Genomic DNA, 26099 nt, shown 5'->3' on the forward strand with positions numbered 1-26099 from the left:
CCATCAACCAGGTTCGAGAGGGAGGGGTTGCCCATGACTTTCGAGATTGACCAACTCGAAAGGACGGTGTTAAACGACATCTCTACCGAGGTGCCGAAAGCCATTCTGGAGCGATTTGTCACGCTTACCCGTGAGTCCGGGAGTGAAGATGAACGGATTGCCGCTCATTTTTTGACCCAATATTTGGAGAATTGGAACATACCGTATCGGATTCATCACCCGCGGATTTATTTAAGCGTCCCGAAAAAGGCTGCCATCATCGTCACCCACCCGGAAACGAAAGAAATCCGAGCCAAGACACCTTCCTGCTCCATTGCAACGGGTGATCGCTGGATCAGCGGTGAGATCATGTATATTCCAGCGGATGAAGACGATCTGAGCGATGCCTTTGACCCGCTTGCAACCAACAAGTATGGAGATGTCCGTGGAAAAATCGTCTTGACGGACGGATATCCAGTTTCTGGAAAAACGAAGGAATTGGGCATGGAAGGCGCGCTTGGCGTTATTTTCATCAGTCCAGGCCGCTACATACATGAGGGCACAATTGGCGTCGTCTGGGGCTCGCCGGATTTGGACACCATGAACGAAGAGCCCCAGATACCCGCTTTGATGATCGGGAAGCAGGATGGGCAGGATGTAATCCGCGCATGCCAAGCAGGAAAGGTGAGCTTACAATTCCAGACGCATCTGGACAACGGCTGGTTTACGTGTCCGCTGATCGATATATGGATCGAAGGCACCGAGGAGCCGGATAAATACGTCTTATTGCACGGTCATTTGGATTCCTGGCACCAAGGAATCGGTGACAATGGGACGGGGAATGCCGCTGTATTGGAAATGGCACGCCTCTTTCACAAGCACCGCCAAAAGCTGAAGCGCAGCATAAGGATTGCGATATGGCCTGGGCATTCGACAGGCAGATATGCAGGCTCTACCTGGTTTGCCGATCAGTTTGGTCTAGATCTCGACGAAAATTGTATCGCTCAGGTCAACTGCGACTCTCCCGGCTGCCGCTGGGCGACTTCGTATGAGGACATGACCTGGATGAATGAAGCGGAAGAGCTGTGCAAGTCCTCTATTAAGGATGCCGTCGGCGAGCATTCCAAAGGCACTCGTCCGCACCGAGCAGGCGATTATTCTTTTCACAACATCGGAATTTCGTCCTTTTATATGCTTTCGTCTAGCATCCCGGCAGAAGAATTGAAAGAAAAGGGCTATTACGGGGTCGGGGGCTGCGGATCCAATATCGAGTGGCACAGCGAAGATGACCTCATGCATGTCGCTGATTTGGATATTCTCATACGGGATATTCGGGTATATATGACGACCATACTACGTGTGGTCCAATCACCTATTCATCCATTCGCTTTTACAAAAACAGTAGAAGAGCTGATAGAGACCATCGAGGAATACCAAGCAGCAGCAGGCGATCACTTTTCGTTTGCCGCCGCGAAAGGAGAGGCCACAGCTCTGCTTCGAGAAATGCAAGAATTTTATCGGCAGCTGCCCTTCCTCTCCTTTGCCTCTGTCAGTGATCCAAGTGTGATACGAGTGAATGAAATTATCCGCCAAATCGGACGTGAGCTCGTCACGATCAACTTCTCGCGAACAGGAAAGTTCCGTCACGACCTAGCCGTTGACATGCCTCGGTTACCGGACTTGGCAGCCGTGCACCATTTGTCCAGATTGGAGCCTGGGTCACATCCGTATCGAGTGGCCCTCACACACCTTACCCGAGGTCAAAATCGTGTGGCGTGGACCTTTCAGCGCGTACGCAAGCTGCTGAAAAACGGGTAAAGGGACACGGGAAAACAGGCATAAATTCAAGGGAGGTACCCATGACAAGTATCGTGAAAGAGCATGAAAAGCTTTTGCTCGATGAAATCAGTATGGAGACACCCAAACGAATACTAGATGTATTCAGCGGCTTGATTCGAGAATCTGGGAGTGAGGATGAGCGTACAGCAGCCCACTTTCTCGCGTCGCTTTTGAAGGAATGGGGCGTGCCACATACGGTCCACTATCCTTCCATTTACTTGAGTGTTCCGAAAACAGCTTCGGTAACAGCACTTGCTCCAGCTGCCAAATCGTTTCGGGCGAAAACGCCTTCCTTTTCCGTATCAACCAACGGAGTGCCTGTAACGGGCGAGCTCGTATACGTTCCATCCGCTCAGGCTACAGACCGCTACGATATTTTCGATGCCAAAGTAAAAGAAGAAGTGAATGACCTGGCGGGAAAAATCGTCATCAGCGAAGGCCTGGCGATGCCCGAAAAAGTCGCCACCTTCCACGACAAAGGCGTGCTGGGTGCCATCTTCATCAATCCGGGTACGAACATTCACGATGGGATCTGCACCACGATCTGGGGTTCCCCAGACTTGGACACCATCGGCAATGAGCCCAAGATCCCCGTAGTGGCTGTCAACAAATCCGACGGAGAAGCGCTAAAAGCGATGTGTCAGACAGATACAACCGTGATCGAGATTACGACGAGTCTGGAAAAAGGCTGGCATGAATGCCCGCTGATCGACTTGTTTATCGAAGGCACCGAGGAGCCGGAGAAGTACATCCTTTTGCACGGCCATCTGGATTCCTGGCATATCGGGATCGGGGATAATACGACAGGCGATGCGGCTTTGATGGAAATGGCACGAATCTTCTACAAGCACCGTGACAAGCTGAAACGCAGCCTTCGCATCGCCATCTGGCCCGGACATTCGACGGGGCGTTACGCAGGGTCCACTTGGTTCGCGGACCAGTTCGCGCTGGATCTCGACGCCAATTGCATCGCGCAAGTAAACTGCGACTCTCCTGGCTGCCGGTGGGCGACCTCCTATGAAAAAATGGACTGGACGATTGAGGTAGGGGAGCATTGCAAACAAGCGATCCTCGACGCAGTCAAAGAAGAAGCAAAGGGAAAGCGTCCGAATCGCGCGGGCGACTATTCCTTCCACAACATCGGGATTACCTCCTTTTACAAGCTATCGTCCAGTATTCCGCAGGAGCAGCTGAAGGAAAAAGGGTACTATCCCGTTGGAGGCTGCGGTTCTAATATCGAGTGGCATACTGAGGATGATTTAATGCATGTGGCTGACTTTGATATTCTTCATAGAGATTTGAAGGTGTATATGACATCGATCTATCGGGTCCTGCAGGCAACGATCCTACCCTATGATTTCCGCAAGACTGCTGACGAGTTCATGGAAACGATCCAACAATATCAAGAGGCTTGCGGCGAACACTTCCGGTTTGATCAAGCGGTGGTTGCAGCAAAAGAGCTTCGTCAGTCGTTAGAGGATTTTTATCTGGAGATACAATTCCTGAAAACGGAGAATCTCGCCTCGCCAGCAGTGAAGGCTGCAAATGAAAGGCTTCTGCAGCTAGGGAGAACGCTGATTCCGATCAACTTCACTCGCCGTGGAAAATTCCATCACGATCCTGCGGTTCAAATTCCTGCTTTGCCTGATATCGCCCCCGCTTTGCAGCTAGCCGCATTAGAGCCAGGGTCTCATCGCTACCGTGTCACACAAACCCATCTGCTCCGTGGCCAAAATCGCGTCATATGGGCAATGAAAGAAGCGCAAAAAATAATTGGCAAAGCGTAACAGCATCATCTATTGCGACCGCTTCCTATCTGGATGAAATGGAGGGTCAGCTGCTGTTCACCAGCTCCGCCAAACCAAACGGGTGCTTCTGCATCCGTTTTTTCTTTCGGTGCGTGAGGGCTTTGGAGGGACGAATGGCTATGGAACAAAATGGGAATAGATGGACCTTGGCCGGTACGCGATGGGGCGACTGGAGGCACTGGAAAAAGTACCAACCTACGATTTTATATCTTTTGCTGCTCAACGTCCTTTACTACTACATCACGTATCATCATCGCTTATGGTATCTGCATCCCCAATGGCCTCTCAACAGTGAGCTGATTTGTGTCCTGGGTGAGCTCATCGTGTTTACAAGCACAGTACTGATCTTTTTGGGGCGGTATCCAGAAGGCAAGCTATTCTCGCTAAGGTAGACAGGCCTATGGGTATGTGTGCATACATTGAATGAATGGCTGCTTTACTTGACTGGCACATTTCGCTATAATTTTTCCTCATCCACCTCAATTCGATTCCTATACGGTGAAGGAAACGATGAATAAAGGCAGCGACGGTCATGGCTCTCGAGTAGAGTAAATGGCTGTCCTGCTTTTTTGCATTGGTGAGTTATCAGAATCTTAGGTGATTTTGGGGTACATCAGGTATGGCTTTCCTACCCTAAATTTGCAATTGAAACAGATCATTCCCGCAAAACAGCAGGCAGATGGGCATTGTTTGCGGCTTTTTCGTTTGGCACGGGACTTGCGTATTTCACCAACCGAGGCAAGCGAATGACAAAAGGGGGTAGATGAGTGTTGGTGGGAGCCATGAAAAGGCTGCTGGATGAGATCAGCATGGAGACGCCAAAGGCAATCTTGGAGCGCTTTGGCAGCCTTGTTAGAGAATCGGGCAGTGAAGATGAAAGAATCGCCGCACAGTTTTTGTCCAGTTTGTTGGATCAGTGGGGGGTACCGTATCAAGTACATCGCCCCAATCTATTCTTAAGTGTGCCTAGAGCTGCGAAGCTGAAGCTGGTTGTACCGGAGGAAAAAGAAATTCGGGCAAAAAATCCGGCCTTCTCTGTGATCACCGGCGATGAATGGAGAGGCGGAGAAGTAGTCTATGTGCCCACTGGCTTCAAGAAGAAGTGGGACAACCAAAAAGATACATCCTTTGATCCGGCGTCTGGCAGTCTGAATGGGAAAATCGTACTGACGGAAGGGTTTCCGAGGCCGGCGAGAATCAGGGAGCTGAACGAGCAGGGAATTATCGGCGCCATCTTTATCCACCCCGGTAAGAACATACACGAGAGCATCTGCACTCCCATCTGGGGAGCACCTGATCTGGATACGCATGAAAATGTCCCGAAACTGCCTGTGTTGATGATTAATCGTCCGGATGGACAGGGGCTGATCGAGCGAATCGCCCAAGGCAAGGTGGAGGTGCAGTTCCAAACGCATTTGGATCAAGGCTGGTTCCCTTGTCCGTTACTCGACATCTTCATCGAGGGCACAGAGGAACCCGATAAGTACGTGCTGCTTCATGGGCACATGGATTCCTGGCATCAAGGCTTGGGAGATAACGCTACCGGCAATGCAGCTATGATCGAGATGGCAAGAGTCTTCTATCAAAATCGGCATCTGTTGAAACGCAGCTTGCGCATTGCCATTTGGCCAGGACATTCCACGGGACGCTATGCTGGTTCGACCTGGTTCGCAGACACCTTTGGCTTGGACCTGGATGAAAATTGCATCGCCCAGGTGAATTGTGACTCTCCGGGATGTCGCTGGGCTACTTCCTACCACGAGATGAGCTGGATGAGCGAAGTCGATTCCTTTTGTAAAACGTCCATCAAGGAAGCAATCGGCGAGGAATCGATCGGTCAACGGCCGCCGCGTGCGGGTGATTATTCCTTTCAGAACATCGGATTGACTGCTTTTTATATGCTTTCTTCCAGTATTCCGGACGAAGTGCTGCAGCAAAAAGGCTATTACCCAGTTGGCGGCTGTGGCTCGAATATTGAGTGGCATACCGAAGAAGACCTCATCCACATCATTGATTACGAAATCCTCCAGCGAGATGTGCAGGTCTATATGGCATCTCTGTACCGCATCGTGAATGCTACCCTGCATCCCTTCCAATTTGTGAACACCGTAGATGAATTTATCCGCACGATTCAAAGCTACCAGGATGCAGCTGGCGAGCATTTTTCCTTCGAGCTTGCCCTCGGTGAGGCGAGAGAGCTTCGGGCCGCACTCGTCGATTTTTATAATCAAAGCGAGAAACTTCAACAGCGTGATATCAACGATCCAGAGGTCAAGCATGCCAACCAGATTCTGCGAGGCTTGAGTCGAACGCTAGTGCCCATCAACTTTACCCTTCGCGGCAAGTTTTGGCATGATCCTGCCATTGATATTCCGCCATTGCCTGATATCGCACCAGCCACCACCTTGCCCAAGCTTGAAGTGGGGTCGCATCTGTACAGAGTAACATTGACACATTTGATGCGAGGACAGAACCGTCTTGTCTGGACATTGCACCAAGCCAAGCGCAGCGTTCTGCCGTAATCAATTTTTTAGGGGGGAAACCGAGTGAAAAAAGCAGCCAAGTGGAAGTACGGTCTGATGGCCACAACCGTTCTCTTGGGAACTGTCCTGTCTGCTTGCACGAGCGAGACACAAACACAGCCCAAGTCCACGGATACGCCAAAAACGGAGCCAGCTGACGCGAAAAGCAGAGAGATTCGTACCCTGCAGATCCTGAGCAGGCCGCAAGCGTCCGCACCTGACGAATACGAACGAGCCAATCTGATTGCAGGGGCAATGAAAGAGCTGGGTATCAACGCAGAGATCAAGGCGATGCCGTACGAGCAGCAATCAGACATTGTCTGGTACAAACGCGACGAGTGGGATATGACGGGCTGGCAAATGGCAGCACGTCCGGAAAGGCTGGATCCGGATGAATTTGTGTATAACCTGTTCCATTCCAGCACAGCGAAAGACGGTTACAACTTCATCGGCTACAACAATCCGGAATACGACAAGATTGCGGAGCAGCAACGGATCACGGTAGACCGCGAAGAGAGAAAAAACCTGATCTTCAAGGCACAGGAGCTGATCGCAAGCGATGTCGCCTACCTATTCAACGTCCACCCCAAATTAAAATACGTTTACAACCATCAAGTGTTTGACCCTAATTCCGTCGTAGAGATGGCGGGTATGGGTATCCGCAACATTTGGACGTACTTGAATGCCGCACCAATCGGTCAGCAAAAAAACATGGTCTTGAATAGCAACGACTCTGTCCAGGCGCTCAATCCTTTTTATATCAGCGGCTCCTTTGATTCGTGGGTAACAGAGCTGATTTGGGACCGATTGATGCGGATCGACAAAGACGGTCTGCCCAAGCCTTGGGCTGCCGAATCCGTCACCTGGAAAACGGATACCCAGATTGAAATCAAGCTGCGCGCAAACATGAAATGGCACGACGGCAAGCCCGTAACTGCGGAAGACGTGAAATTCTCCTACGAGGCCCCTCTGACAGGAGAAGTGCCGATGTATAAGCCGTTTGTGGAAATCATCGATAAGATCGATATCAAAGACCCGCTTACGCTGGAGTTTACACTGAAACGTCCGTGGGCAGCGTTTGAAACGGCCAGCTTATCCAAACTGAATCTTGTTCCCAAACATATTTGGGGACCGATCATTGAGGATCTGAAGAACAAGCCCGAGAATGCGGAGAGCTACCAGGAGAAGACCCCAATCGGTTCTGGACCCTTCAAATACGAGAACTGGAAATTCAAAGAAGAAGTTGTTTTGAGTGCGAATACAGAGCATTTTTCTCCTCCGAAAATCGAGAAGTGGATCATGAGAGAGATTCCCAATACCGAAGCTTCTCTCGGCATGATTGAAAATGGCGAAATCAACTTCCTCGCCGTATTTCCGGGTGATGGACAGCTGCTGCAGCAGAAAGTAGAAGCAAGCCCCAACCTCACTATGGTTACAACGACTGACCTGGGCTTCCAATTCTTCGCCATGAATCATCGCCGTCCACCGTTCAACGATGTGGCTTTCCGCCGCGCTTTGGCAGCCGCCGTTGACCGCGATATGATGGCACAAGTCGTGTACAAAGGCTTTGCCGAACCAGGTGATTCGGTCATCTCGCCAGCATTGCCGATCTGGAAAAACCCGAGCCTGCCGTATCCATCGGGTGGAGTAGAGGAAGCGAAGAAGATTTTGCAGGAAGCCGGCTATGAGTGGGATGCAGCAGGCAAGCTGCTCTATCCGGCTGGCAAAAAAGAAGAGCTCGGCAAATAAAAGCTGACTCCCTCTTCAATCTCTAGGTGCGCGGAATGCTGGGAGCGGCAAATGACCAGCGTTCCACGCCTTGGAATTCCTCAGAGAAAGGAGCGACCGCATTGGGGAACCGATCCAAGTTCATATGGAGTCGACTGGCTCAGATGGTTCTGACGCTTTGGATCATCGCGACGATCCTGTTTTTCATCTTTCGGCTGATGCCTGGCAATCCGCTAGTTGCCTATATCGACCCTACCTTTACCAAAGAGCAACAAGACATTTTAATGGCGCAGTTTGGCCTGGATAAACCACTGTGGATGCAATATTTGATCTACCTGGCAAATCTGGTGCAGGGTGAGCTGGGAGATTCCTTTAAATTCCGGGCTCCCGTCATGGAAGTCATCTGGGGCGTCCTGCCCAACACGCTGTATCTCATGCTCTTTTCCTTTGTCATCGCCTACCTCGTAGGGATATTGGGCGGTGTATTGCTCGCATGGAAACGGAAAACCAGGTTCGAGACCATCGGGATTATTGCCACTCTGTTTACGAGATCAGCGCCGCAGATGTGGGTAGGAATGATCGTCCTCGTGATCTTTTCCTTTCATTTGAACTGGTTTCCCTCAGGGGGGGCTTCGGCGACAGGAGTCGTCTATGCGTCTGAGTGGGAGAAGCTTACTTCTCTCTCCTTTCTGAAGCACCTGTTTTTGCCCTCTTTAACCGCAGCCATCTATTTGATGGGGCTTCCTCTGCTCCTGATGCGATCCAACATGCTGGACGTGATGGGGGAATCCTACGTGGAAGTTGCGAGAATGAGAGGACTTAGCGAGCAAAGGATCATGCTCAAGTACGCAGCGAGAAATGCAGCGCTGCCAGTAGTCACCGCGATGGCAGTGGGGATCGGGTATGCGCTTGGCGGCAATGTGGTCATTGAGATGGTCTTCAGCTGGCCGGGCTTGGGACGTTTGCTTGTCAATGCTGTGTCGGCAAGCGACTATGCACTGGCTCAAGGAGCCTTTATTTTGAGTGCCGCTGTCATGGTCATCATGAACTTTGTGGCAGATATCCTGTACAGCTTTTTGGATCCGCGGGTCACATTTGGCAAAGGGAGGTGAGTGGAATGAACACGGACGTAAGAATGGAACAGAGGCCTGTACAAGTCGCCTATCGAAAAGCTGGATTTCTAGCAGTCTTGGGAAAGAATCTAGCAGGAGCCTTTCGTTTTTTGAAAAACGACCCGTTCAGCATGACAGGAGCAGTGATTTACCTGTTTTTTATCTTGATCGCGCTGTTTGCGCCACTCCTCGCCCCCTATGATCCGCATGAAATGATCAAGCACAACGGAAAGCTGGCATTTAACCAGCCGCCTTCTGCTGAGCACTGGCTAGGGACTACAAACATGGGCAGGGATATTTTCTCCCAGCTTGTGTATGGAGCTAAGCCCGCGATGATGGTCGGTTTGACAGCCGCATTCTTCGTTGTAGTCGTAGGGACGTTGGTTGGTTTGTTCGCCGGCTACTACAAAGGCCGTGTGGACGGTGTGCTTATGCGCGTTACCGATATCGCATTCGGCATTCCTTTTGAGCCGTTCGTCATCGTTCTCGTTGCCTTTTTAGGTCCGAGCGTCTGGAATATCGTCCTCGCGATGGGGCTTCTTCTCTGGCGGGATACGGCCCGCGTCATTCGCTCCCAGGTACTCACGGTCCGCGAGCGCAGCTTTGTGGAAGCCGCGAAGATATCAGGAGCATCCGATTTACGCATTCTATTCGTGCAGGTGGCACCGAATATTCTTCCTTTGTCGTTTCTGTATGGCTCGCTTGCCATGGGCTGGGCGATCTTGACGGAGGCGGCGGTCAGCTTTCTCGGCTTTGGAGATCCGGCCATGATGAGCTGGGGCTTCATGCTAAATGACGCCTACGCTTCCCAGGCATTGAGTCGCGAGGCGTACTGGTGGATTATTCCGCCGGGCATTTTTATCATGCTGACGGTCATGGCCGGCTTCTACATCGGAAGAGGCTCGGAAGAAATCCTGTATCCTCGTTTGAAAAATCAATAGCCAAGGGGGTGAAGTCATTGTCGCTATTGGAAGTAAACGACCTGAAAATCTACTACAAAACGTCGCGGGGGATCAGCAAAGCAGTCGATGGGGTGTCATTTGCGGTCGACCAAGGAAGAAGCCTCGGACTTGTGGGAGAAAGCGGCTGTGGGAAAAGCACCTTGGTGAAAGGCATCATTCGCGTTCTCGCAGGAAACGGCGTCATCGCAGGGGGATCAGTCAACTTTGACGGGAATGACTTGACGAAAATGGCAGAATCCCACATTCGCCAGGTTCGCTGGAAGGATTTGTCGCTCATCCCACAGGCGGCCATGGACTCTCTCAATCCGGTCTATCCGGTGATTGATTCCTTTTTGGAGATTTTGATGCTCAAAGGCAAGCTTTCGCGAGCAGACGCAATCCAAAGAGCACAAGAGCTGTTTACCATGGTTGGGCTGGATACGAAACGGCTGCGATACTATCCCCATGAATTTTCTGGCGGGATGAAGCAGCGGGCAATGATTGCCCTAGCTCTGGCTTTAAGTCCCAAGCTCGTCATTGCTGATGAACCTGTTACCGCCCTGGATGTGATTGTGCAAAATCAGGTCCTGCGCGTTCTGAAAAATTTGAAAAAGGAATTGGGTCTCACGCTGGTGATGATCACGCACGATATTTCTGTCGTGGCAGAGACATGTGACGATGTAGCGGTGATGTACGCAGGGAAAATCATCGAGCTCGGGCCTGTCTCGCGTGTGCTGAAGCACTCCATGCACCCATACACGATGGGACTTGCAAACGCATTCCCCAATTTGAAGAAAACGGAGAGCACTCTGATCTCGATCGAAGGCTCTCCGCCAGACTTGGTAGACCCACCCAAAGGCTGTCGATTTGCTGCCCGTTGTCCGTTTCAAATCGAGGCGTGCGCGCATGAAGAGCCATCACTCGTTTCTGTAGGTGATCGTCATTTCGCGGCATGCCATCGCTTGGACGAAATCGCTGTTCTCCAGGCAAAGGCGAAGGAGGTGGACACATGGCGGAAAATCCCATCATAGAGGTGCGCGGTCTCTCCAAGCACTTCGAGGCCAGACAGCATTTGTTCCGGAAAAGCAGCACGGGAGCTGGCGTCCTGAAAGCCGTTGACGACGTGAGCTTTCGCATTCCGAAAGGTCACTCTCTCGGAATTGCTGGCGAGAGCGGCTGCGGAAAGACGACGACCGCCAAAATGCTGCTGAAGCTGTATGAACCTACCTCTGGTTCCTTTTTGTTCAACGGCAAAGACATCACACATTTGAGAGCAAAAGAAGAGCTCAAACAGTTTCGCAAGCAAGCCCAGCTCATGTTTCAAAATCCGTTTGAGGCACTGAACCCTCGGTTCACCATTTTTCGTTCACTTTTGGAGCCGCTCATTGTCCACGATATCGGTACAAAGGAAGAGAGAGCCGCCTTTATCAAGCAGGCCCTTGAACAAGTGAATTTGATTCCGGCTGAAAACTTCTTTGAAAAGTATCCCCACCAGATGAGCGGGGGGCAGCTCCAGCGGGTCGTACTGGCACGGGCATTGATCGTAGACCCGATCTTCCTGGTGGCGGATGAACCGGTGTCCATGCTGGATGTATCGGTACGCGCGGGCGTTCTCAACCTGATGAAAACCTTGACGGAGCGACTGCAGCTGACCACGGTCTACATCTCCCACGATCTATCGCTCATCTCCTACATGTGTGAGCAGACGGCGATCATGTACCTGGGAAAAGTCGTGGAGATCGGGGATACCATGAGCGTCTTGCAGAAACCGAAGCATCCGTATACCCAGGCCTTGCTTGCGGCAGTACCCTCTCCCGATCCCGACGAGGAGCCGGAAGAGGTTCTCATAAAAAATCATGTGCCAAGCCCGATCAATATGCCCAATGGCTGCCACTTCCAAGACAGATGTCCTTACACCGAGGCCATCTGCCGAGAAAAAACGCCTGAGCTGCGGCAAGCTGAAACCGGTCAGATCGTTGCTTGCCACATGGTTACGCCCTTTTTTGATCGAAAGGCAGAAAGAGAGGAGCATGTGATATGAAAATCATGTATGTCGTGCCAGGCCCCATGGATCAGGCAGAAGCCGCCCGCAGAGGTGACCTGCTGAAGCTGTGGGCAGCATCTGGGACAAACGTGGAAATCGTCACGGTGCAAGAAGGTCCAGCTTCCATCGAATCGATGTATGAAGAATACCTGTCGATTCCGCCTGTAGCGAAGATCATGTATCAGCTGGAACAGGAAGGCTATGATGCGGCAATACTCGGTTGTGCGGGTGACCCAGGCTTGGACGCCTTTCGAGAAATTACCACCAGCATGCTAGTCGTCGGTCCCGCTGCAAGCAGTTTTCATGCAGCAGCCATGCTTGGCCATCAATTTACCTTGCTCACCGTGGCAGACAGCATGATCGGTTCGAGCCATGAGCTGGTCGCAAAGTCTGGACTGACTGACAAGCTAGCTTCGGTAAGAGCTGTCAACATACCTGTCCTGGAGCTGGCGACAAATCGGGAGGAAACGCTGGAAAAGCTCGTTCGCATCGGACGCGAAGCCATCGAGATAGATCGCGCGGACGTACTGGTTCTCGGCTGCATGTCCATGGGCTTTTTGAATGTAGCGGAAGAGATGCAGGATGCACTTGGTATTCCAGTCGTCAACCCGGCGAAAATTGCTTTGAAAATGACGGAAGCCCTCGTGTCGATCGAGCTCGTCCATTCCAAGAAGGCTTATTCCCTACCACCCAAGCTTGCCAGTGGAAAAGTGAAATCACTCGACGAGCTGCTAGTAAGCCGTTCCTAATTTCAGTGATGGAAAAGGCTATGAAAATCGCATACGTTGTCCCAGGACCTATGAAACGGGAGGAGATCAGCAGAAGACAGCTTTTGCTGCAGAAGTGGGCGAGTCCCGGTGTCACTGTGGAGATCATAGACGTCGCAGCAGGACCAGCTTCGGTTGAATCCATGTACGAAGAATACTTGGGCATTCCCGAGGCAGCCAAGGTCATATATCGGCTGGATCAGGAAGACTACGCTGCGGTTGTACTCGGGTGTGCAGGTGATCCTGGGTTGGATGCGCTGCGCGAAATCACCCAAAATGTGCTGGTCATAGGTCCCAGAGAGGCAGGCATGAACATGGCCGCCATGCTCGGGCATCGGTTTAGTGTGCTTACAGTTACGGACAGCAGAATCCCCAGAGGCCACGAACTTGCGCTGATTGCAGGACTACGCTCAAAGCTCGTTCATGTGCGTGCCTTGAATATCCCCGTCCTCGAACTGGCACAAAATCGATCGGCGGCTTTAGAAAAGCTGGTGCAGATCGGTCAAGAAGAAGTCGAGCACCACCACGCAGATTGCCTGGTTCTCGGCTGCATGTCGATGGGCTTTTTGAACGTCGCAGAGGAGATGACGGTACGGCTGGGGATACCAGTCATGAATCCGGTTAGAACTGCACTCAAGACGGCGGAAGCGCTGGTTATGTGCGGGCTGCATCATTCCAAGAAAGGCTATGCTTACCCGCCGAAGCTATCTTCGGGGAAAGCAAAATCGCTGGATGACCTGCTCCACAAAAGGACTTCGCCGTAATCGTCTAGTACTCGACTGGGAGGGGAGGGATAGGCAGATGAAGATAGCCTATGTCGGAGCTGCGCCAAAATCGGCTGAAGAAGTGGAAAGACGGGGGCGTCTTTTGCAGCAATGGGCCGCTTCTGGCACAACCATTGAAATGGCGTATGCAACAGAAGGTCCTGCTTCGATCGAGTCCATGTATGAAGAGTACATAGCAATCCCACAGTACGCGAAAAACATGGTTCGTTTGGAAAGGGAAGGCTTTGCTGCAGCGATCGTTGGTTGTGCAGGTGACCCGGGGATAGACGCCTATCGGGAGCTATGTACAAACATGCTTGTCGTGGGACCAGGAATGAGTGGCTTTCACGCAGCTGCCCTGCTTGGGCGAAAGTTTACCCTGCTGACGGTAGCAGACAGCATGATCGCGAGCAGCTACGAGCTGATTCAAAAATCAGGACTCGCAAGTAGCGTTGCATCTGTCCTTGCCGTCAATATCCCTGTTCTGGAGCTCTCCCATAACCGCACGCAGACATTGGAAAAGCTCGTTCGAATAGGCAGGGACGCCATCGAGAAGGATCGCGCAGATGTTCTGGTGCTAGGCTGCATGTCCATGGCCTTCCTGCAAGTCGCAGAAGATATGCAGAAGCAGCTCGGCATCCCCGTGATCAATCCGGCAAAAGCGGCATTAAAGCTGGCAGAATCCTTGGTCAGCTGCGGGTTGAAGCAGTCAAAAATCATGATGGGAGAGTGTTCAAATGAATACCATTTACAAAAACACGGAAAAAACGCTGCTGGACGAAATCAATTTGGATGCTTCAAAGGTTATCCTGGAAAAGTTCAGCACGCTGGTTCGCGAATCCTCCAGTGAAGATGAGCGCATAGCATTTGGTCACCTGACTCACTTTTTGGAGGAATGGGGCGTGCCGCACAAGGTGCACTATCCAGAGCTGTACTTGAGTGTGCCTGTCCACGCTGGCGTCAAAGTGACAAGCCCAGCAGTGAAGGAAATTCGGGCAAAAACGCCAGCGTTCGCCGTTTCTACAGGAGATCAATGGGTTAGCGGCGAGCTTGTTTACGTCCCATCCGGGCATGCAGCCGACATGCAGGAGGTTTTCCATTCGCAGGTCAGTGTGGATTCGAGCGACCTGAAAGGAAAGGTGGTCATCACCGAAGGTCTCGCGATGCCAGGAAAAGTAGCCTCCTTTGACAAGCTGGGGGTGCTGGGAGCGATCTTCGTAAACCCGGGGAAAAACATCCACGATGGGATTTGCACGACAATTTGGGGAGCTCCGGATCTGGACACGATCGACAATGAACCGAAAATCCCTGCACTTGCGGTCAACCGTACGGATGGAGACGATCTGATCGAGCTGTGCAAGCAAGGGAAAGTACAGGTCGAGTTCCAGACCGTCCACAAAAAAGGCTGGTTTGCCTGCCCGCTGATTGACATTTTCATCGAAGGGACAGAGGAACCGGAGAAATACGTCCTGCTCCATGGCCATTTGGATTCGTGGCATGTGGGGATCGGAGACAATACTACAGGGGACGCCGCTATGCTGGAGATGGCACGCGTGTTTTACAAGCATCGCGACAAGCTGAAGCGCAGCCTGAGGATCGCCATTTGGCCAGGTCACTCCACCGGACGCTACGCTGGCTCTACCTGGTTTGCCGACACGTATGGTCTGGATCTGGATGCCAATTGCGTGGCGCAAGTAAACTGCGACTCTCCAGGCTGCCGCTGGGCCACTTCTTACGACTACAGTGAGTGGATGAGTGAAGTAGATGAGCTGTGCAAGGGAGCTATTTTGGACACGGTCCAGCAAGGCTCAAAGGGCAGCAGACCATCCCGTGCCGGAGACTACTCGTTTAACAATATCGGAATTACCTCATTCTACATGCTGTCCTCCAGTATGCCAGAGGAATTGCTGAAGGAAAAAGGGTATTACCCCGTGGGCGGCTGCGGAGCCAACATCGAGTGGCATACCGAAGATGACCTGCTGCACGTAGCGGATCTGGACATTTTAATAAAGGACATCAAAATCTACACAGCGTCGATCCTGCGCGTCGTCAATGCGTCTGTGCTGCCGTACAACTTCCGGAATACGGTGGATGAATTAGCCCAGACGATTCAAGCGTATCAAGAAGCAGCAGGAGCCCACTTCAGCTTTGAAACGGCACTGACAGAAGCCCGGCAACTGCGTGAAGAATTGGAGGCGTATTATCAGGCGATCGAAGGCTTGCAGGATGGCGAAGTGACAGACCGGCAGGTCAAAAAAGTGAATGAGCAGCTCCAGGAGCTCGGACGCAACTTGATCACCATCAACTTCTCGCGCCGCGGCAAGTTCCGCCATGACCCGGCTCTCGACGTTCCCAAGCTGCCGGATATAGCGCCTGCTACGACATTAAAAAATCTTACACCAGATACCCATCTGTACAATGTGACGATCAATCATTTGCGACGCGGCCAAAATCGCGTGGCGTGGGCATTGAGAGAAGCGAAACGAATTATTCGCAGCTAAGACCTGAAACCATGGAGAAAAACGAGCAGAGGTCCGAGAGCAACTTGATCGGGCCTCTGTTTTTTTGCATGCCAGTCTTGCCTTGGAATTTCAAGAAGAGTTCATACTTCTAGGGGTATTAGTATTTACAAATGTAATAGATTCAGAATATGATGAAAACGAAGTACGACAGCAAACAGGAACGACATTTTTGAAATATCAAGGGCTGGCAAAGCACTGAGGAGGGTCATAAAGTAAAAAAGGGGAGCAGCTGCCCCAATGAACCGGGTTTGAAACTGGCAAAATTGGGATATCCTGCAAGTGCGGTCTTTGATCGCCAACGAGTCGCTGATCAATCATAAGACAGTAAGATGATGAATGGGAGACGAGATTTCGGTTTCACTTATATTGCATTTACACCAAGTAATAGTTTGTAGCCACTCTATACTACTTCTTGAGGTGATTTTTATGCAAAATACGATAGCCAATAAGGTACCGACTACATTCTCTAGAACGAATCCATTTCCAGCGAAAGTACTTAAAAATCAAAATTTAAACGGTGCAGGCTCCAAAAAAGAAACGAGACATATTGAGTTATCCTTGAAGGGATCTGACCTTTCCTATGTCCCAGGCGATTGCCTAGGAATCTATCCTCAAAATGATCCAGAGCTGGTCGCTTCCTTGCTTGAAGAGATGAAGTGGGATCCAGAGACGGCTGTAACCATCAGCAAGCAGGGAGAGACCCTTCCATTGCGGGACGCCCTCACCACTCACTTTGAAATTACACTTCTGACCAAAAAAATGATCCAGCAAGCTGCTGAATTCACAGACAACGAAGAGCTGAAACAACTATCATCCGAAGATCACATAAATGAACTGAAAGAGTACATCAATGGCCGCGATTTGCTTGACATGCTTCGTGATTTTGGACCGTGGAAGGCTTCTGTGCAAGAGATCGTTTCTTTATTAAGAAAAATGCCACCACGTCTCTATTCCATTGCAAGCAGCCTGACTGCCTACCCAGAGGAAGTACATTTGACCATCGGCGCTGTTCGTTATACGGCGCACGGGCGTGAACGAAAAGGGGTTTGCTCTGTGCAATGCGCGGAACGCTTGCCAGAAGGAGAAACACTCCCTGTCTTTATCCAAGTAAATAAGCACTTTAATCTGCCCGACTCTCCAGAGAAAGATATTATCATGGTGGGTCCAGGAACAGGTATCGCACCATTTCGTTCCTTTATCCAAGAACGCAGTGTGACGGAAGCCACAGGCAAATCGTGGCTGTTCTTTGGAGACCAGCACTCTGCGACTGATTTCCTTTATCAGGACGAATTCGAAGCCTATCTGAAAGAGGGGGGACTAACCCGTCTGGATACGGCATTCTCTCGGGATTCTGAGCAAAAAGTATACGTTCAACATAAAATGCTTGAAAACAGTAAAGAGCTGTTTGCGTGGCTGGAAAACGGCGCATATTTCTATGTCTGCGGAGACAAGCAAAATATGGCGAAAGACGTGCATAGTGCGCTGATCGATGTCATTGAAAAAGAAGGAAAAATGACTCGCGAAAACGCAGAAGCGTATCTGAGCGCCATGCAAGAGCAAGGCCGTTACCAGCGGGACGTTTATTAATAAGAACAGACTTCCTGAAATAGATCTTCCTACAAATGAATGGAAACCGGAATCCCGCCTCTACGATTTGGCGGGATTTTTTCATTTCTCAGCGGAAATAGATTTGCAGGGAGGAGTCGAGGATTCGAGGAATAGGATGATTTTTCCAATAACAGGACAGATCTGTGGTAAAATCACTTTGAGTCTTTTTTGCCGATTCACAAAAGTAAAAGAATGGGGAAATCACATGAACAGAAACATATCCTTGATTCGTTCAGCGAAGCTGGCCGCTGTCGATTATGCATACGCGAGTGTTGTGCCTGCGGGAATGGATGTCATCTTTTTGGCTGGTGCCTGCCCGCTCGATCAAGACGGGAACGTCCCTTACCCCACAGATTACGCCAAGCAATCGGAGCTTTGTATGGACAATCTGAAAGAAGCCCTGCAGGCAAGCGGTGCCACCCTGACGGATGTTGTCTACACGAGAGTGCTTGTCGCGTCACAGAACCAGGAGGATTTAGTAACAGCTTGGCGCGCAATCCGTACGCAATTTGGCGATCATGATGTTCCAAGCACCTTGTCTGGAGTAACTGTACTTGGATATACGAACCAATTAGTAGAGATTGAAGCGGTGGCTGCCATAGCGCACCAAGAACCCGCCCATTATGCGACAGATCTGGTCAAGCGAGTTCTTTTCAGTGGTGATGAATAGTCTTAGGCTGAATAATAAAGTAGTAGACTGGCAGATGAGCTAAGGTAACGGGCTGCATACTTGAATACGTGTATAGAAAATTCCCTCAACAATCCTATTTAAAAGACGAGTTCTTAAACTAAATGATGAAAATAAAGGTGATTATGTGCAATTTGTCATTAAAAGAGTACCTCTTGGGAAAAAGGTGATTTCCGTATTAACTCCTCAAAATGTTCCAGATAATTTATGGTTTGCTGAACCATTAATAACTTCAAGAGCTATCTTAGGTGACGCTAATGGATTTGCCTTTCTTTCTGAACTTTTTTTGATAGCTGTTGAAAACCAAATCCCTAATGTGATGTTTTTTGTTCCTAGACCATACAAAAATAATCATACGCCTGTGCTTGCAACAAAAGAGATAAGATCCTGGTACAACATTGGGAAATATGATTTAGACCTCGTTCTTTTTAATTATCACATACTACAAATTAGGCCAAAGGAAATTAAAAGGGTTATAAACTCCCTAACATATCTTCCGGGGAAAGAGATTAATCTAATGCCCAAATCCACTTTGCTTAATGATTATATAGACACTTGGAATCATTGGAGATTGAAAAGGCTACTTAATACTAAAGCCTTTTCTAAGTATCTGGCCGTTTCAGGAAACAGAGATATACTGTTATACTTGGCGTATCAAGCCGATAGGTTTAAAGATATCGAAGATGATGAGGAGTATAATTTTAGACATTCTCATGCGGATACCATTGGAACTTCTGTAGATAACGGAATGGATTTTTATTATTACTATGAAAATTCGCTTAAATAAGTAGTGTTTTCTCGGTTTCGATAGTGGCGTAAACACGAAAAGAGGCTGCTGGTGTTAATACCGGCAGCCTGAGCTGCGAAGCAAAGGATGTTGTGCGTACGCTTCAAAGTGCATTGACGAAGCGCCAGTTATTTGAAGCTCTTGAAAAGCCTGTGATTCGTTTTGATAATGGACCGCAGTTTGTTTCCCATGCCTTTCAACAAGCATGTGAAAGCTTTGGTGTGGAACATGAACGAATTCCACCAAAAACGCCAAATATGAACGTTCACATCGAGTCATTTCATCGGCTTCCCCAGGATGAGTGTTTGTCACGATATGAGTTTCAGACGTATGGAGAAGCCTACCAGGCAGTTACAGAGTACGTTCGGTATTACAATGAGCGACGAATCCATTCTAGCATTCGTGACCTTTCTCCATATGCGTTTTACGAAAAAAACAAAAAACAGCTTATCTCGATAAAAGCTGTTCGTCTATGAGTACAATTCGGAAGAAAACAAAGATTAAGGGAGTATGTGTCCAAAATCAGGGGGTTAATCCGTTATCCCCCTCATTAGTATCAATAAAGAAACTATCTTACAAAAAAGTGTGTACTTGCCGGAAAGTATACAACGTTTTATTATAACTGTCACTGTACATTGAAATAATGCCGCATGACGAGGGAGTACATGGGGAATAATCGATACATGTGCAAAATTACAGATCGCTAGGGTAACACGTTCGATTCCAGATATTCCGATACCTCTTCATAGGACAATCGTGAAGGGGACGGAGACTGGAGATGCTGAAGATGAGTCAGGTGGAAACGATAAAAGATTTACAGGCGCAAGGGCTGGGGCAGGTGGCTATAGCTGAACGTCTGAACATCTCATGAAAGACAGTGAGCAAGTATATAGTCCACGAGAAAGGAAATGTCGAGAACAAGGTCGGCATCATGAGACGCAATCTGTTCTTTTCTTTGCCCACATCGCCGCCCTGTTCGAACAGGATAAGAAGACGTTCCTCTACTTGCCGAAAACAACGTTGCCGCTTGCCTATACACCCGCATGGAACTATAGCAATACCAGCAGAAGTTAAAAGGAGAAATCAACTTGACAACAAGTACCCAACAAAAGTTTTCGCGTCTTTTCACTGACATTCGGATTGGTCATTTGACATTAAAAAATCGTATCGGCTTAGCTCCGATGACCAGAGTAAGTGCTACTGAAGATGGCCAAGCAACCCAAATCATGATTGACTATTATAAAAGCTATGCACAGGGTGGTTTTGGATTCTTGATCACGGAAGGTGCCTATCCCGATGAAACGTATAGCCAAGGGTATTTGAATCAGTCAGGAATAGCAAATGAGAAGCATATCGCTGCATGGAGAAAGATAACTGAGGCGGTACATCAATCCGGATCCAAAATCATCGTCCAATTGATGCACGCAGGAGCCCAATCACAAGGAAATCGTTACAAGAGTGAGATCATCGCGCCCTCTCACGTACGAGCAAAAGGTGAACAGCTTCCGTTCTATGTCGGGGAAGGGCCTTATAAAAACCCAAAACCAATGACGAAAGCGGACATCCAAGAGGTCGTTCGCAGTTTTGCAGAAGCTGCCAAGCGAGCAAAAGCAGCAGGGTTCGATGGAGTAGAAATCCACGGTGCAAACGGCTACTTGCTTGACGAGTACCTGACGGATTATATGAATCAAAGAACGGATGAATACGGAGGCTCAACAGAGAACCGGGTCCGTATTCTTATCGAGGTTGCTAACGCTGTGCGTGAAGCGGTTGGGACCGATTTTGTCGTAGGAATCCGTATCTCGCAAGGGAAGGTCAGTGATTACCATCATAAATGGGCCGGAGCCGAAAAGGATGCTGAAATCATTTTTTCAAGCTTGAGCAGAGTAGGATTGGATTATATCCATGTAACCGAATATGATGCGACACAACCGGCATTTGAAGGAACCGACCATACGCTGGCGGCATTGGCCAAAAAATTCAGTAAAGTTCCGGTAATTGCGAATGGCCATCTCGAAGATCCTGAGAAAGCGGAGCAGCTCTTGATACGCGGTGAGGCTGATCTTATCACCTTGGGTAAAGGAGCGCTTGCTAATCATGACTGGCCCAAGCGAATCGCGGCAGGGCAGCCTCTGCGGGAATTTAACCCGGAAATTTTGGGGCCTAAAGCCAACATAAAGGATCAAGAATTGATCATAAACGGCTAGGTCGGGAGTCGAATCTTCAATATCGTCACTGAAATGAGGAAGATGACATGTCTGAAAATAAAACAAACAAGCGTCTGAGCGACGTCCCATTCTCTGTTCTCGATCTGTCCCCGATTGTCGCGGGCGGCAGTCCAGCCGAGTCTTTGCGCAACACGCTTGATCTTGCCCAGCATGCAGAGAAGTGGAGCTACAACCGGTACTGGCTGGCGGAGCACCACAATATGCCCTTTATTGCGAGCTCCGCTACTTCGGTAGTGATCTCCCATGTGGCAGCCGGCACGTCAAGAATCCGAGTGGGTTCAGGCGGTATCATGCTTCCCAATCATTCGCCCCTGGTGATCGCGGAGCAGTTCGGAACGCTGGAATCCTTGTTCCCGGGACGCATTGATCTCGGTCTCGGACGAGCACCCGGTACGGATCAGCGAACCGCACGTGCACTGCGCCGCGACAGTAGGAATGACGGAGAAGATTTCCCGGATCAGTTGGATGAGCTGCGGGCCTACTTCGACCCGTCGTTATCATCAGTCCCTAATCATGTGAGGGCTATTCCTGGAGAGGGCTTGCCTATTCCTATATGGCTGCTTGGCTCGAGCGGGTTCAGCGCGCAGCTAGCTGGTCAGCTAGGTCTGCCATTCGCCTATGCCAGCCACTTTTCGCCTGCCAACACCGTGCCGGCGATACAATTATATCGGCGTTCCTTCCAGCCATCGAAAGTACTGGAGAAACCTTATGCGATGGTCGGTGTCAACGTCATTGCAGCGGATACGGATGACGAAGCGAAACGTCTGGGAACAACTTTGCAGCAGCAATTTTTAAACCTGATCCGGGGCAATGAAGTGCCTCTGCAGCCGCCGGTGGATACCATGGATGGTCTTTGGAGCGAATACGAAAAGCGAGCCTTGGAGCAGCAGCTCGGTTCATCCATATTCGGCAGTCCGGATACTGTGAAGCAAAAGCTGCAATTCTTTCTGGACGATACCCAGGCTGATGAAGTTATGGTCATCGCCCAAATGTTCGACCACAAGGCGCGCCTGCACTCCTACGAAATCGTTGCAGATATCGTCAAAGCGTAGGGTGCAAGAGAGACTGAAGTTTCAATGCAACAATAATCACCAAAACATGGGACTGCCGCGGCAGTCTCTTTGCACTTTTCGCCGCTATGACCGTTAAGGTGAACCGTATCATAACGAACGGAAAAGTTGTTAAAATAAAACCAGCTAATATCTTGTCAATAATGATCTCTAAATTCATTAAAACTCGATGATCTACTAAAGATGCGCATGCCAAATATCCTTCCACCGAAAAAGCAAGAAAACCGGCAGAAGGTGCACCGCATTACGTCTGTCGGACCAACAATAAATCGGTAGCTTTCGTAGTGGCTGCGTTCTTTTGTTTTGCCGCTTCCACAACTTGCGGGGTTCCCGTAAAAATATTTTATTATCCAGGCACTTGAACCACATTCAGTCATATACAGGTGATAGCAGTTCGAAACTATTGAGGAGGATTTTATACAAGTGATGTTACCGAGTGAAAAGTATTTCGGTAAGTTTGAGGCGGTTTTTTTATTTTACGGAGCCATGCCTACAGGCGTTACTGTTTCTGAAACCGGACGTATTTTTATTTGCTTTCCGAAATGGGGAGACGACGTTAAATTTACGGTAGCTGAAATCGTTCACGATACATTACAGCCTTATCCTAGTTTAGACGCTAATGTGGTAAGCCCATCGAATATCACAAAGTCCTTCATTAGTGTCCAAAGTGTCGTTGCTGATGGAAATGGAACACTTTGGGTACTGGATACAGGAGCTCCTAATTTCTCAGAACCTATCAAAGGGGGGGCGAAGTTAGTCGCTGTAGATTTACATTCAAATACAATAAGAAGTGTATATACATTTACGGAAGATGTTGTCCTGCCAACCACTTATCTGAATGATGTGCGATTTGATTTTCGTGTTGGTAAAGTAGGTTATGCTTATATAACGGATTCGTCTTCCCGAGGACCAGGAGCCATTATTGTCGTTGATTTAGAAACGGGTTATGCTTGGAGACGGTTAAACGGGGCAAATTCAACTTCGCCCGATCTCTTTTTCTTACCGAAAGTTGAAGGTAAAATCCTGATGAATCGAAACAAAGACGGATCTACTTCACCCTTCCGATTGGCATCCGATGGTATAGCGATTTCCCCGGACGGCAAGATGTTGTATTTCTGTCCTCTCTCCAGTCGTCATCTGTACTCGATTTCAACGGAAGCCCTTAGAGACCGAAGGATACCGGATATGAATTTACAGCATCACGTGAAGTATTGGGGAGAAAAAGGTGCTTCAGATGGAATGATCACCGATGCAAAAGGAAACGTTTACGCTGGAGACTATGAAAACAATAGTATTCGAAAGATATTGCCGAATGGAATAATGGAAACCATCGCACATGATCCGAGAATTTTATGGCCGGATACTTTTTCTATAGGTCCAGATCAATACTTATATTTCATCGTGAACCAATTACATCGGCAGGCAAGATTTCATTATGGAAATGACCTGCGGCAGAAGCCTTATAGTTTACTCCGTATGAAAATAGGCGAACCACCTGCTCCTACCTTTTAATAAAAATTCACTTTACAATGCAATTTATGACTTTATGGTTATTAAGAATTTGGAGGTTGCCGCTTGGTAGCCTGTTCAGCTAACGGGACCGATAACCAAAAACACACCACGACAAAGCTGCTGCGATGATGATCGGCAGCTTTGTTGCGCTAACAGGCAGTTTAATTCAGTTACTACAAAGGACGAATTCATTTTATTTTTGCGTTCTTTAAGGAGCGACTTACAAACAAACTCAAAAGAATGGGAAAATCAATCATTTTCTGTTTATTGCTATCATGAAAAAAACAGCCGATTTGGCTGTTTTTGTTCGAAGAAGAGAACTTTGTTTATGGAAGAAGCATATTGCTGCGAATCAGCCTGTCGGCATAGAGCGGTCCTTGTTTCGCCCAAGTTGCCCGCTCATTGGGCAGATTTCCAACGACATCGCCCTTTCGAAGAACAGCAAAGTCGTCAGCGGTCGTAAATAAATTTCGCCCAAGGGTTGCCTGCGAGAGGGGTGATGCAGGAAGCCCGAACAAATGAGCGAGAGTCGGCAATATATCAACTTGTCCGCCATGAATCGAAATTTCTTTTTCGGATAGGGAAGGATGATAAATCAGAAACGGGACGCGTTTGTGATTTTCCTTCCACCAATTCCCTGAAAGCGGAGTTGTTGCAACTTCGTCATCGTAGTATTTGTGAATGCCTTCGTGATCCCCATAAACGACGACGACAGTGCGATCGAGCAGGTTGTTTTCGCGAAGCGAGGCAAGCAATTTCCCGATTTGGGCATCGACGTAATGTATACTTTGGAAATACCCGCCCATCCGATGCTGATCTAGCTGCGCGGGCAAGCGCATCGATCGATACTTCTCATCCAAATCAAAGGGAGCATGCGAAGACAAGGTCACCGCAAAAGAAACAAACGGCTGTGGCTGCTTGGCAAGTGTTTGGGATACTTCTTGCAAAAAAGCCTGGTCACTAATCCCCATGCCGATCCGTTCTGCCTCGCCAATATCAAGCGAATCGATACGGGTGTCATAGCCAAGAGACTGATGGGCTGTTTTCCAGTTCCAATACGCTCCTTTGTCAGGATGCATGGAAATACTTGAATAGCCGCTCTCTTCAAACCATTTCGGTAGTGATGGATAGCGGTGCATCGGAAAGCGAACAAATACACTGCTTTTTCGCAGAGGATACACGCCCGTATTCGCCGTAAATTCCGCATCCGAAGTGGTTCCTTCTCCCACTTGTTCGTAGAAGCGAGAGAACCAATAGCTATGTTGTTTCATTTCGTTTAAAGTGGGGGTGATGGCTTGTCCTTCTACCGACTGTCCCCACACAAACGCTTCCAAGGATTCTACTTGTAGAAGAAGCAAATTGTACCCACGAAACTGCCCGAACGGCTCCCGCGAAGCTTCTTCCAAGTTACTTTCTTTTTGTGCGTACCAGTCCTTGATTTTCTCTTTCTCGCTTGCGTCAAGGGCAAGCGTTTCTCCTTCTTTCGCCGTTTCGATCGCATCTAGTATGTGATAGCCGATCGGGCTGAGATTGTAGGCGGTACCCTCTGAGTCGATAGTGGAATACAGCGCCCAAGAATCGCGAAGCGGGGTATAGGCCTTCAGCGCAGGGATCGCACTTGTGCAGAAGAGGCAAACAATCAGCCAGCAGGAAAACGCCCTCCATGAACGCACCTCCTCTTGAAACCAAGTCGGACACATCCACAAGTGGATCGGGATGATCATTACATCGAAGATCAGCAACAAGTCCCAAGGGCGCGCCATGGAACGAATGGAACCGCCGAGGTCTTGCAGGTTCCCTGATTGCTGCAACACATGCAAAGACGGCAAGGTTTCAAACCCACGAAAATACCACAAATCACTGACGACGATGGCCGATAATATCGCAAGAAGTCCCCAGCCGATCCACGCTTTTGCGCGCCCGCGAAACAGGAAAAGCAGACAGAGAAACAAGCCCAAAAATCCGATGTAAAAGGGAAATCGCCAAAGGATCATGACAAAACTCAAGAAAAATCGGGATGTGTCATGACTCTCATCCAGGAGAAATCCGTAAAACAGGACACATTTCATCCAAGCTAGCACAAAAAACAGGACGAAGGCACTACGCTTACCGTTCATTCTCTCGTATCTACCTTCTCTCTTTTTTCTCATCTTCTTAGCATACGGATGCCCATTTAGACG

The 26099-nt window shown here is 49.3% G+C and carries 21 protein-coding genes and 1 pseudogene; 21 read left to right on the plus strand and 1 reads right to left on the minus strand.

The window, feature by feature from the left end:
• The first annotated feature begins 33 nt into the window (after nucleotides 1–33).
• The 21 genes and pseudogenes from EDM55_RS11060 to EDM55_RS31565 form a co-directional block, all read left to right on the plus strand.
• Nucleotides 34–1797 carry a M28 family peptidase gene (locus EDM55_RS11060; RefSeq protein ID WP_246070801.1) on the plus strand — a complete coding sequence of 588 codons (1764 nt, stop codon included), beginning with the start codon at nucleotides 34–36 and terminating at the stop codon, nucleotides 1795–1797.
• A 41-nt stretch (nucleotides 1798–1838) separates the two neighbouring features.
• On the plus strand, nucleotides 1839–3605 hold the full coding sequence (locus EDM55_RS11065; RefSeq protein WP_122960357.1) for a M28 family peptidase: 1767 nt from the start codon (nucleotides 1839–1841) through the stop codon (nucleotides 3603–3605).
• Nucleotides 3606–3739: 134 nt separating this feature from the next.
• On the plus strand, nucleotides 3740–4018 hold the full coding sequence (locus tag EDM55_RS11070; RefSeq protein WP_092276336.1) for a hypothetical protein: 279 nt from the start codon (nucleotides 3740–3742) through the stop codon (nucleotides 4016–4018).
• A gap of 375 nt (nucleotides 4019–4393) precedes the next feature.
• On the plus strand, nucleotides 4394–6148 hold the full coding sequence (locus EDM55_RS11075; RefSeq protein WP_246070800.1) for a M28 family peptidase: 1755 nt from the start codon (nucleotides 4394–4396) through the stop codon (nucleotides 6146–6148).
• A 24-nt stretch (nucleotides 6149–6172) separates the two neighbouring features.
• Nucleotides 6173–7897 (plus strand): ABC transporter substrate-binding protein, encoded by a 1725-nt coding sequence (locus tag EDM55_RS11080; RefSeq protein WP_246070799.1) that lies wholly within the window; start codon nucleotides 6173–6175, stop codon nucleotides 7895–7897.
• Between the two features lie 101 nt (nucleotides 7898–7998).
• Nucleotides 7999–8988, plus strand: a complete 990-nt coding sequence (locus tag EDM55_RS11085) for an ABC transporter permease (protein ID WP_246070798.1) — start codon at nucleotides 7999–8001, stop codon at nucleotides 8986–8988.
• A gap of 5 nt (nucleotides 8989–8993) precedes the next feature.
• On the plus strand, nucleotides 8994–9929 hold the full coding sequence (locus EDM55_RS11090) for an ABC transporter permease (protein WP_246070797.1): 936 nt from the start codon (nucleotides 8994–8996) through the stop codon (nucleotides 9927–9929).
• A gap of 8 nt (nucleotides 9930–9937) precedes the next feature.
• Nucleotides 9938–10960 (plus strand): ABC transporter ATP-binding protein, encoded by a 1023-nt coding sequence (locus EDM55_RS11095; protein ID WP_259676080.1) that lies wholly within the window; start codon nucleotides 9938–9940, stop codon nucleotides 10958–10960.
• Nucleotides 10939–11970 (plus strand): ABC transporter ATP-binding protein, encoded by a 1032-nt coding sequence (locus EDM55_RS11100; protein WP_122960359.1) that lies wholly within the window; start codon nucleotides 10939–10941, stop codon nucleotides 11968–11970. The genes EDM55_RS11095 and EDM55_RS11100 overlap by 22 nt, the downstream gene beginning before the upstream one ends.
• A complete protein-coding gene (locus EDM55_RS11105; protein ID WP_092276347.1) occupies nucleotides 11967–12722 on the plus strand; it encodes an aspartate/glutamate racemase family protein in 756 nt (251 codons plus the stop codon). The genes EDM55_RS11100 and EDM55_RS11105 overlap by 4 nt, the downstream gene beginning before the upstream one ends.
• A gap of 20 nt (nucleotides 12723–12742) precedes the next feature.
• Nucleotides 12743–13504 carry an aspartate/glutamate racemase family protein gene (locus tag EDM55_RS11110; RefSeq protein ID WP_092276350.1) on the plus strand — a complete coding sequence of 254 codons (762 nt, stop codon included), beginning with the start codon at nucleotides 12743–12745 and terminating at the stop codon, nucleotides 13502–13504.
• Between the two features lie 37 nt (nucleotides 13505–13541).
• A complete protein-coding gene (locus tag EDM55_RS11115; RefSeq protein ID WP_092276353.1) occupies nucleotides 13542–14354 on the plus strand; it encodes an aspartate/glutamate racemase family protein in 813 nt (270 codons plus the stop codon).
• A complete protein-coding gene (locus EDM55_RS11120; protein ID WP_122960360.1) occupies nucleotides 14242–16005 on the plus strand; it encodes a M28 family peptidase in 1764 nt (587 codons plus the stop codon). The genes EDM55_RS11115 and EDM55_RS11120 overlap by 113 nt, the downstream gene beginning before the upstream one ends.
• Before the next feature lie 447 nt (nucleotides 16006–16452).
• Nucleotides 16453–17613, plus strand: a complete 1161-nt coding sequence (locus tag EDM55_RS11125) for a sulfite reductase subunit alpha (RefSeq protein WP_092276359.1) — start codon at nucleotides 16453–16455, stop codon at nucleotides 17611–17613.
• Between the two features lie 226 nt (nucleotides 17614–17839).
• Nucleotides 17840–18304, plus strand: coding sequence for a RidA family protein (locus tag EDM55_RS11130; RefSeq protein ID WP_122960427.1), 465 nt, complete (start codon nucleotides 17840–17842; stop codon nucleotides 18302–18304).
• Between the two features lie 145 nt (nucleotides 18305–18449).
• The gene (locus EDM55_RS11135; protein WP_122960361.1) at nucleotides 18450–19109 is read left to right on the plus strand and encodes a hypothetical protein; all 660 of its coding nucleotides are present in this window, start codon (nucleotides 18450–18452) and stop codon (nucleotides 19107–19109) included.
• Nucleotides 19110–19201: 92 nt separating this feature from the next.
• Nucleotides 19202–19585 carry an integrase core domain-containing protein gene (locus EDM55_RS11140; protein WP_170184299.1) on the plus strand — a complete coding sequence of 128 codons (384 nt, stop codon included), beginning with the start codon at nucleotides 19202–19204 and terminating at the stop codon, nucleotides 19583–19585.
• 612 nt (nucleotides 19586–20197) lie between these two features.
• A complete protein-coding gene (locus EDM55_RS11145) occupies nucleotides 20198–21316 on the plus strand; it encodes an NADH:flavin oxidoreductase (RefSeq protein ID WP_218033678.1) in 1119 nt (372 codons plus the stop codon).
• Nucleotides 21317–21363: 47 nt separating this feature from the next.
• Nucleotides 21364–22389, plus strand: coding sequence for an LLM class flavin-dependent oxidoreductase (locus tag EDM55_RS11150; protein ID WP_092276371.1), 1026 nt, complete (start codon nucleotides 21364–21366; stop codon nucleotides 22387–22389).
• A 444-nt stretch (nucleotides 22390–22833) separates the two neighbouring features.
• On the plus strand, nucleotides 22834–23919 hold the full coding sequence (locus EDM55_RS11155) for an L-dopachrome tautomerase-related protein (protein ID WP_174769248.1): 1086 nt from the start codon (nucleotides 22834–22836) through the stop codon (nucleotides 23917–23919).
• A gap of 91 nt (nucleotides 23920–24010) precedes the next feature.
• A pseudogene (locus EDM55_RS31565) lies at nucleotides 24011–24175 on the plus strand (hypothetical protein); the annotation flags it as partial.
• Nucleotides 24176–24245: 70 nt separating this feature from the next.
• Here EDM55_RS31565 and EDM55_RS11160 read toward each other — a convergent pair.
• Nucleotides 24246–26036, minus strand: coding sequence for an LTA synthase family protein (locus EDM55_RS11160; protein ID WP_170184298.1), 1791 nt, complete (start codon nucleotides 26034–26036; stop codon nucleotides 24246–24248).
• Nucleotides 26037–26099: the final 63 nt, after the last annotated feature.

Source organism: Brevibacillus centrosporus, from assembly GCF_003710815.1.
In the GTDB taxonomy this organism is placed as follows: domain Bacteria; phylum Bacillota; class Bacilli; order Brevibacillales; family Brevibacillaceae; genus Brevibacillus; species Brevibacillus centrosporus.

What these genes read in the sequence shown, in the direction of transcription:
- EDM55_RS11160 (WP_170184298.1), bottom strand. Translation starts at nt 26,036, where the DNA reads ATGAACGGTAAGCGTAGTGCCTTCGTCCTGTTTTTTGTGCTAGCTTGG.
- EDM55_RS11090 (WP_246070797.1), top strand. Translation starts at nt 8,994, where the DNA reads ATGAACACGGACGTAAGAATGGAACAGAGGCCTGTACAAGTCGCCTAT.
- EDM55_RS11105 (WP_092276347.1), top strand. Translation starts at nt 11,967, where the DNA reads ATGAAAATCATGTATGTCGTGCCAGGCCCCATGGATCAGGCAGAAGCC.
- EDM55_RS11115 (WP_092276353.1), top strand. Translation starts at nt 13,542, where the DNA reads ATGAAGATAGCCTATGTCGGAGCTGCGCCAAAATCGGCTGAAGAAGTG.
- EDM55_RS11130 (WP_122960427.1), top strand. Translation starts at nt 17,840, where the DNA reads ATGAACAGAAACATATCCTTGATTCGTTCAGCGAAGCTGGCCGCTGTC.
- EDM55_RS11110 (WP_092276350.1), top strand. Translation starts at nt 12,743, where the DNA reads ATGAAAATCGCATACGTTGTCCCAGGACCTATGAAACGGGAGGAGATC.
- EDM55_RS11070 (WP_092276336.1), top strand. Translation starts at nt 3,740, where the DNA reads ATGGCTATGGAACAAAATGGGAATAGATGGACCTTGGCCGGTACGCGA.
- EDM55_RS11155 (WP_174769248.1), top strand. Translation starts at nt 22,834, where the DNA reads ATGTTACCGAGTGAAAAGTATTTCGGTAAGTTTGAGGCGGTTTTTTTA.
- EDM55_RS11060 (WP_246070801.1), top strand. Translation starts at nt 34, where the DNA reads ATGACTTTCGAGATTGACCAACTCGAAAGGACGGTGTTAAACGACATC.
- EDM55_RS11125 (WP_092276359.1), top strand. Translation starts at nt 16,453, where the DNA reads ATGCAAAATACGATAGCCAATAAGGTACCGACTACATTCTCTAGAACG.
- EDM55_RS11120 (WP_122960360.1), top strand. Translation starts at nt 14,242, where the DNA reads ATGAATACCATTTACAAAAACACGGAAAAAACGCTGCTGGACGAAATC.
- EDM55_RS11065 (WP_122960357.1), top strand. Translation starts at nt 1,839, where the DNA reads ATGACAAGTATCGTGAAAGAGCATGAAAAGCTTTTGCTCGATGAAATC.
- EDM55_RS11100 (WP_122960359.1), top strand. Translation starts at nt 10,939, where the DNA reads ATGGCGGAAAATCCCATCATAGAGGTGCGCGGTCTCTCCAAGCACTTC.
- EDM55_RS11150 (WP_092276371.1), top strand. Translation starts at nt 21,364, where the DNA reads ATGTCTGAAAATAAAACAAACAAGCGTCTGAGCGACGTCCCATTCTCT.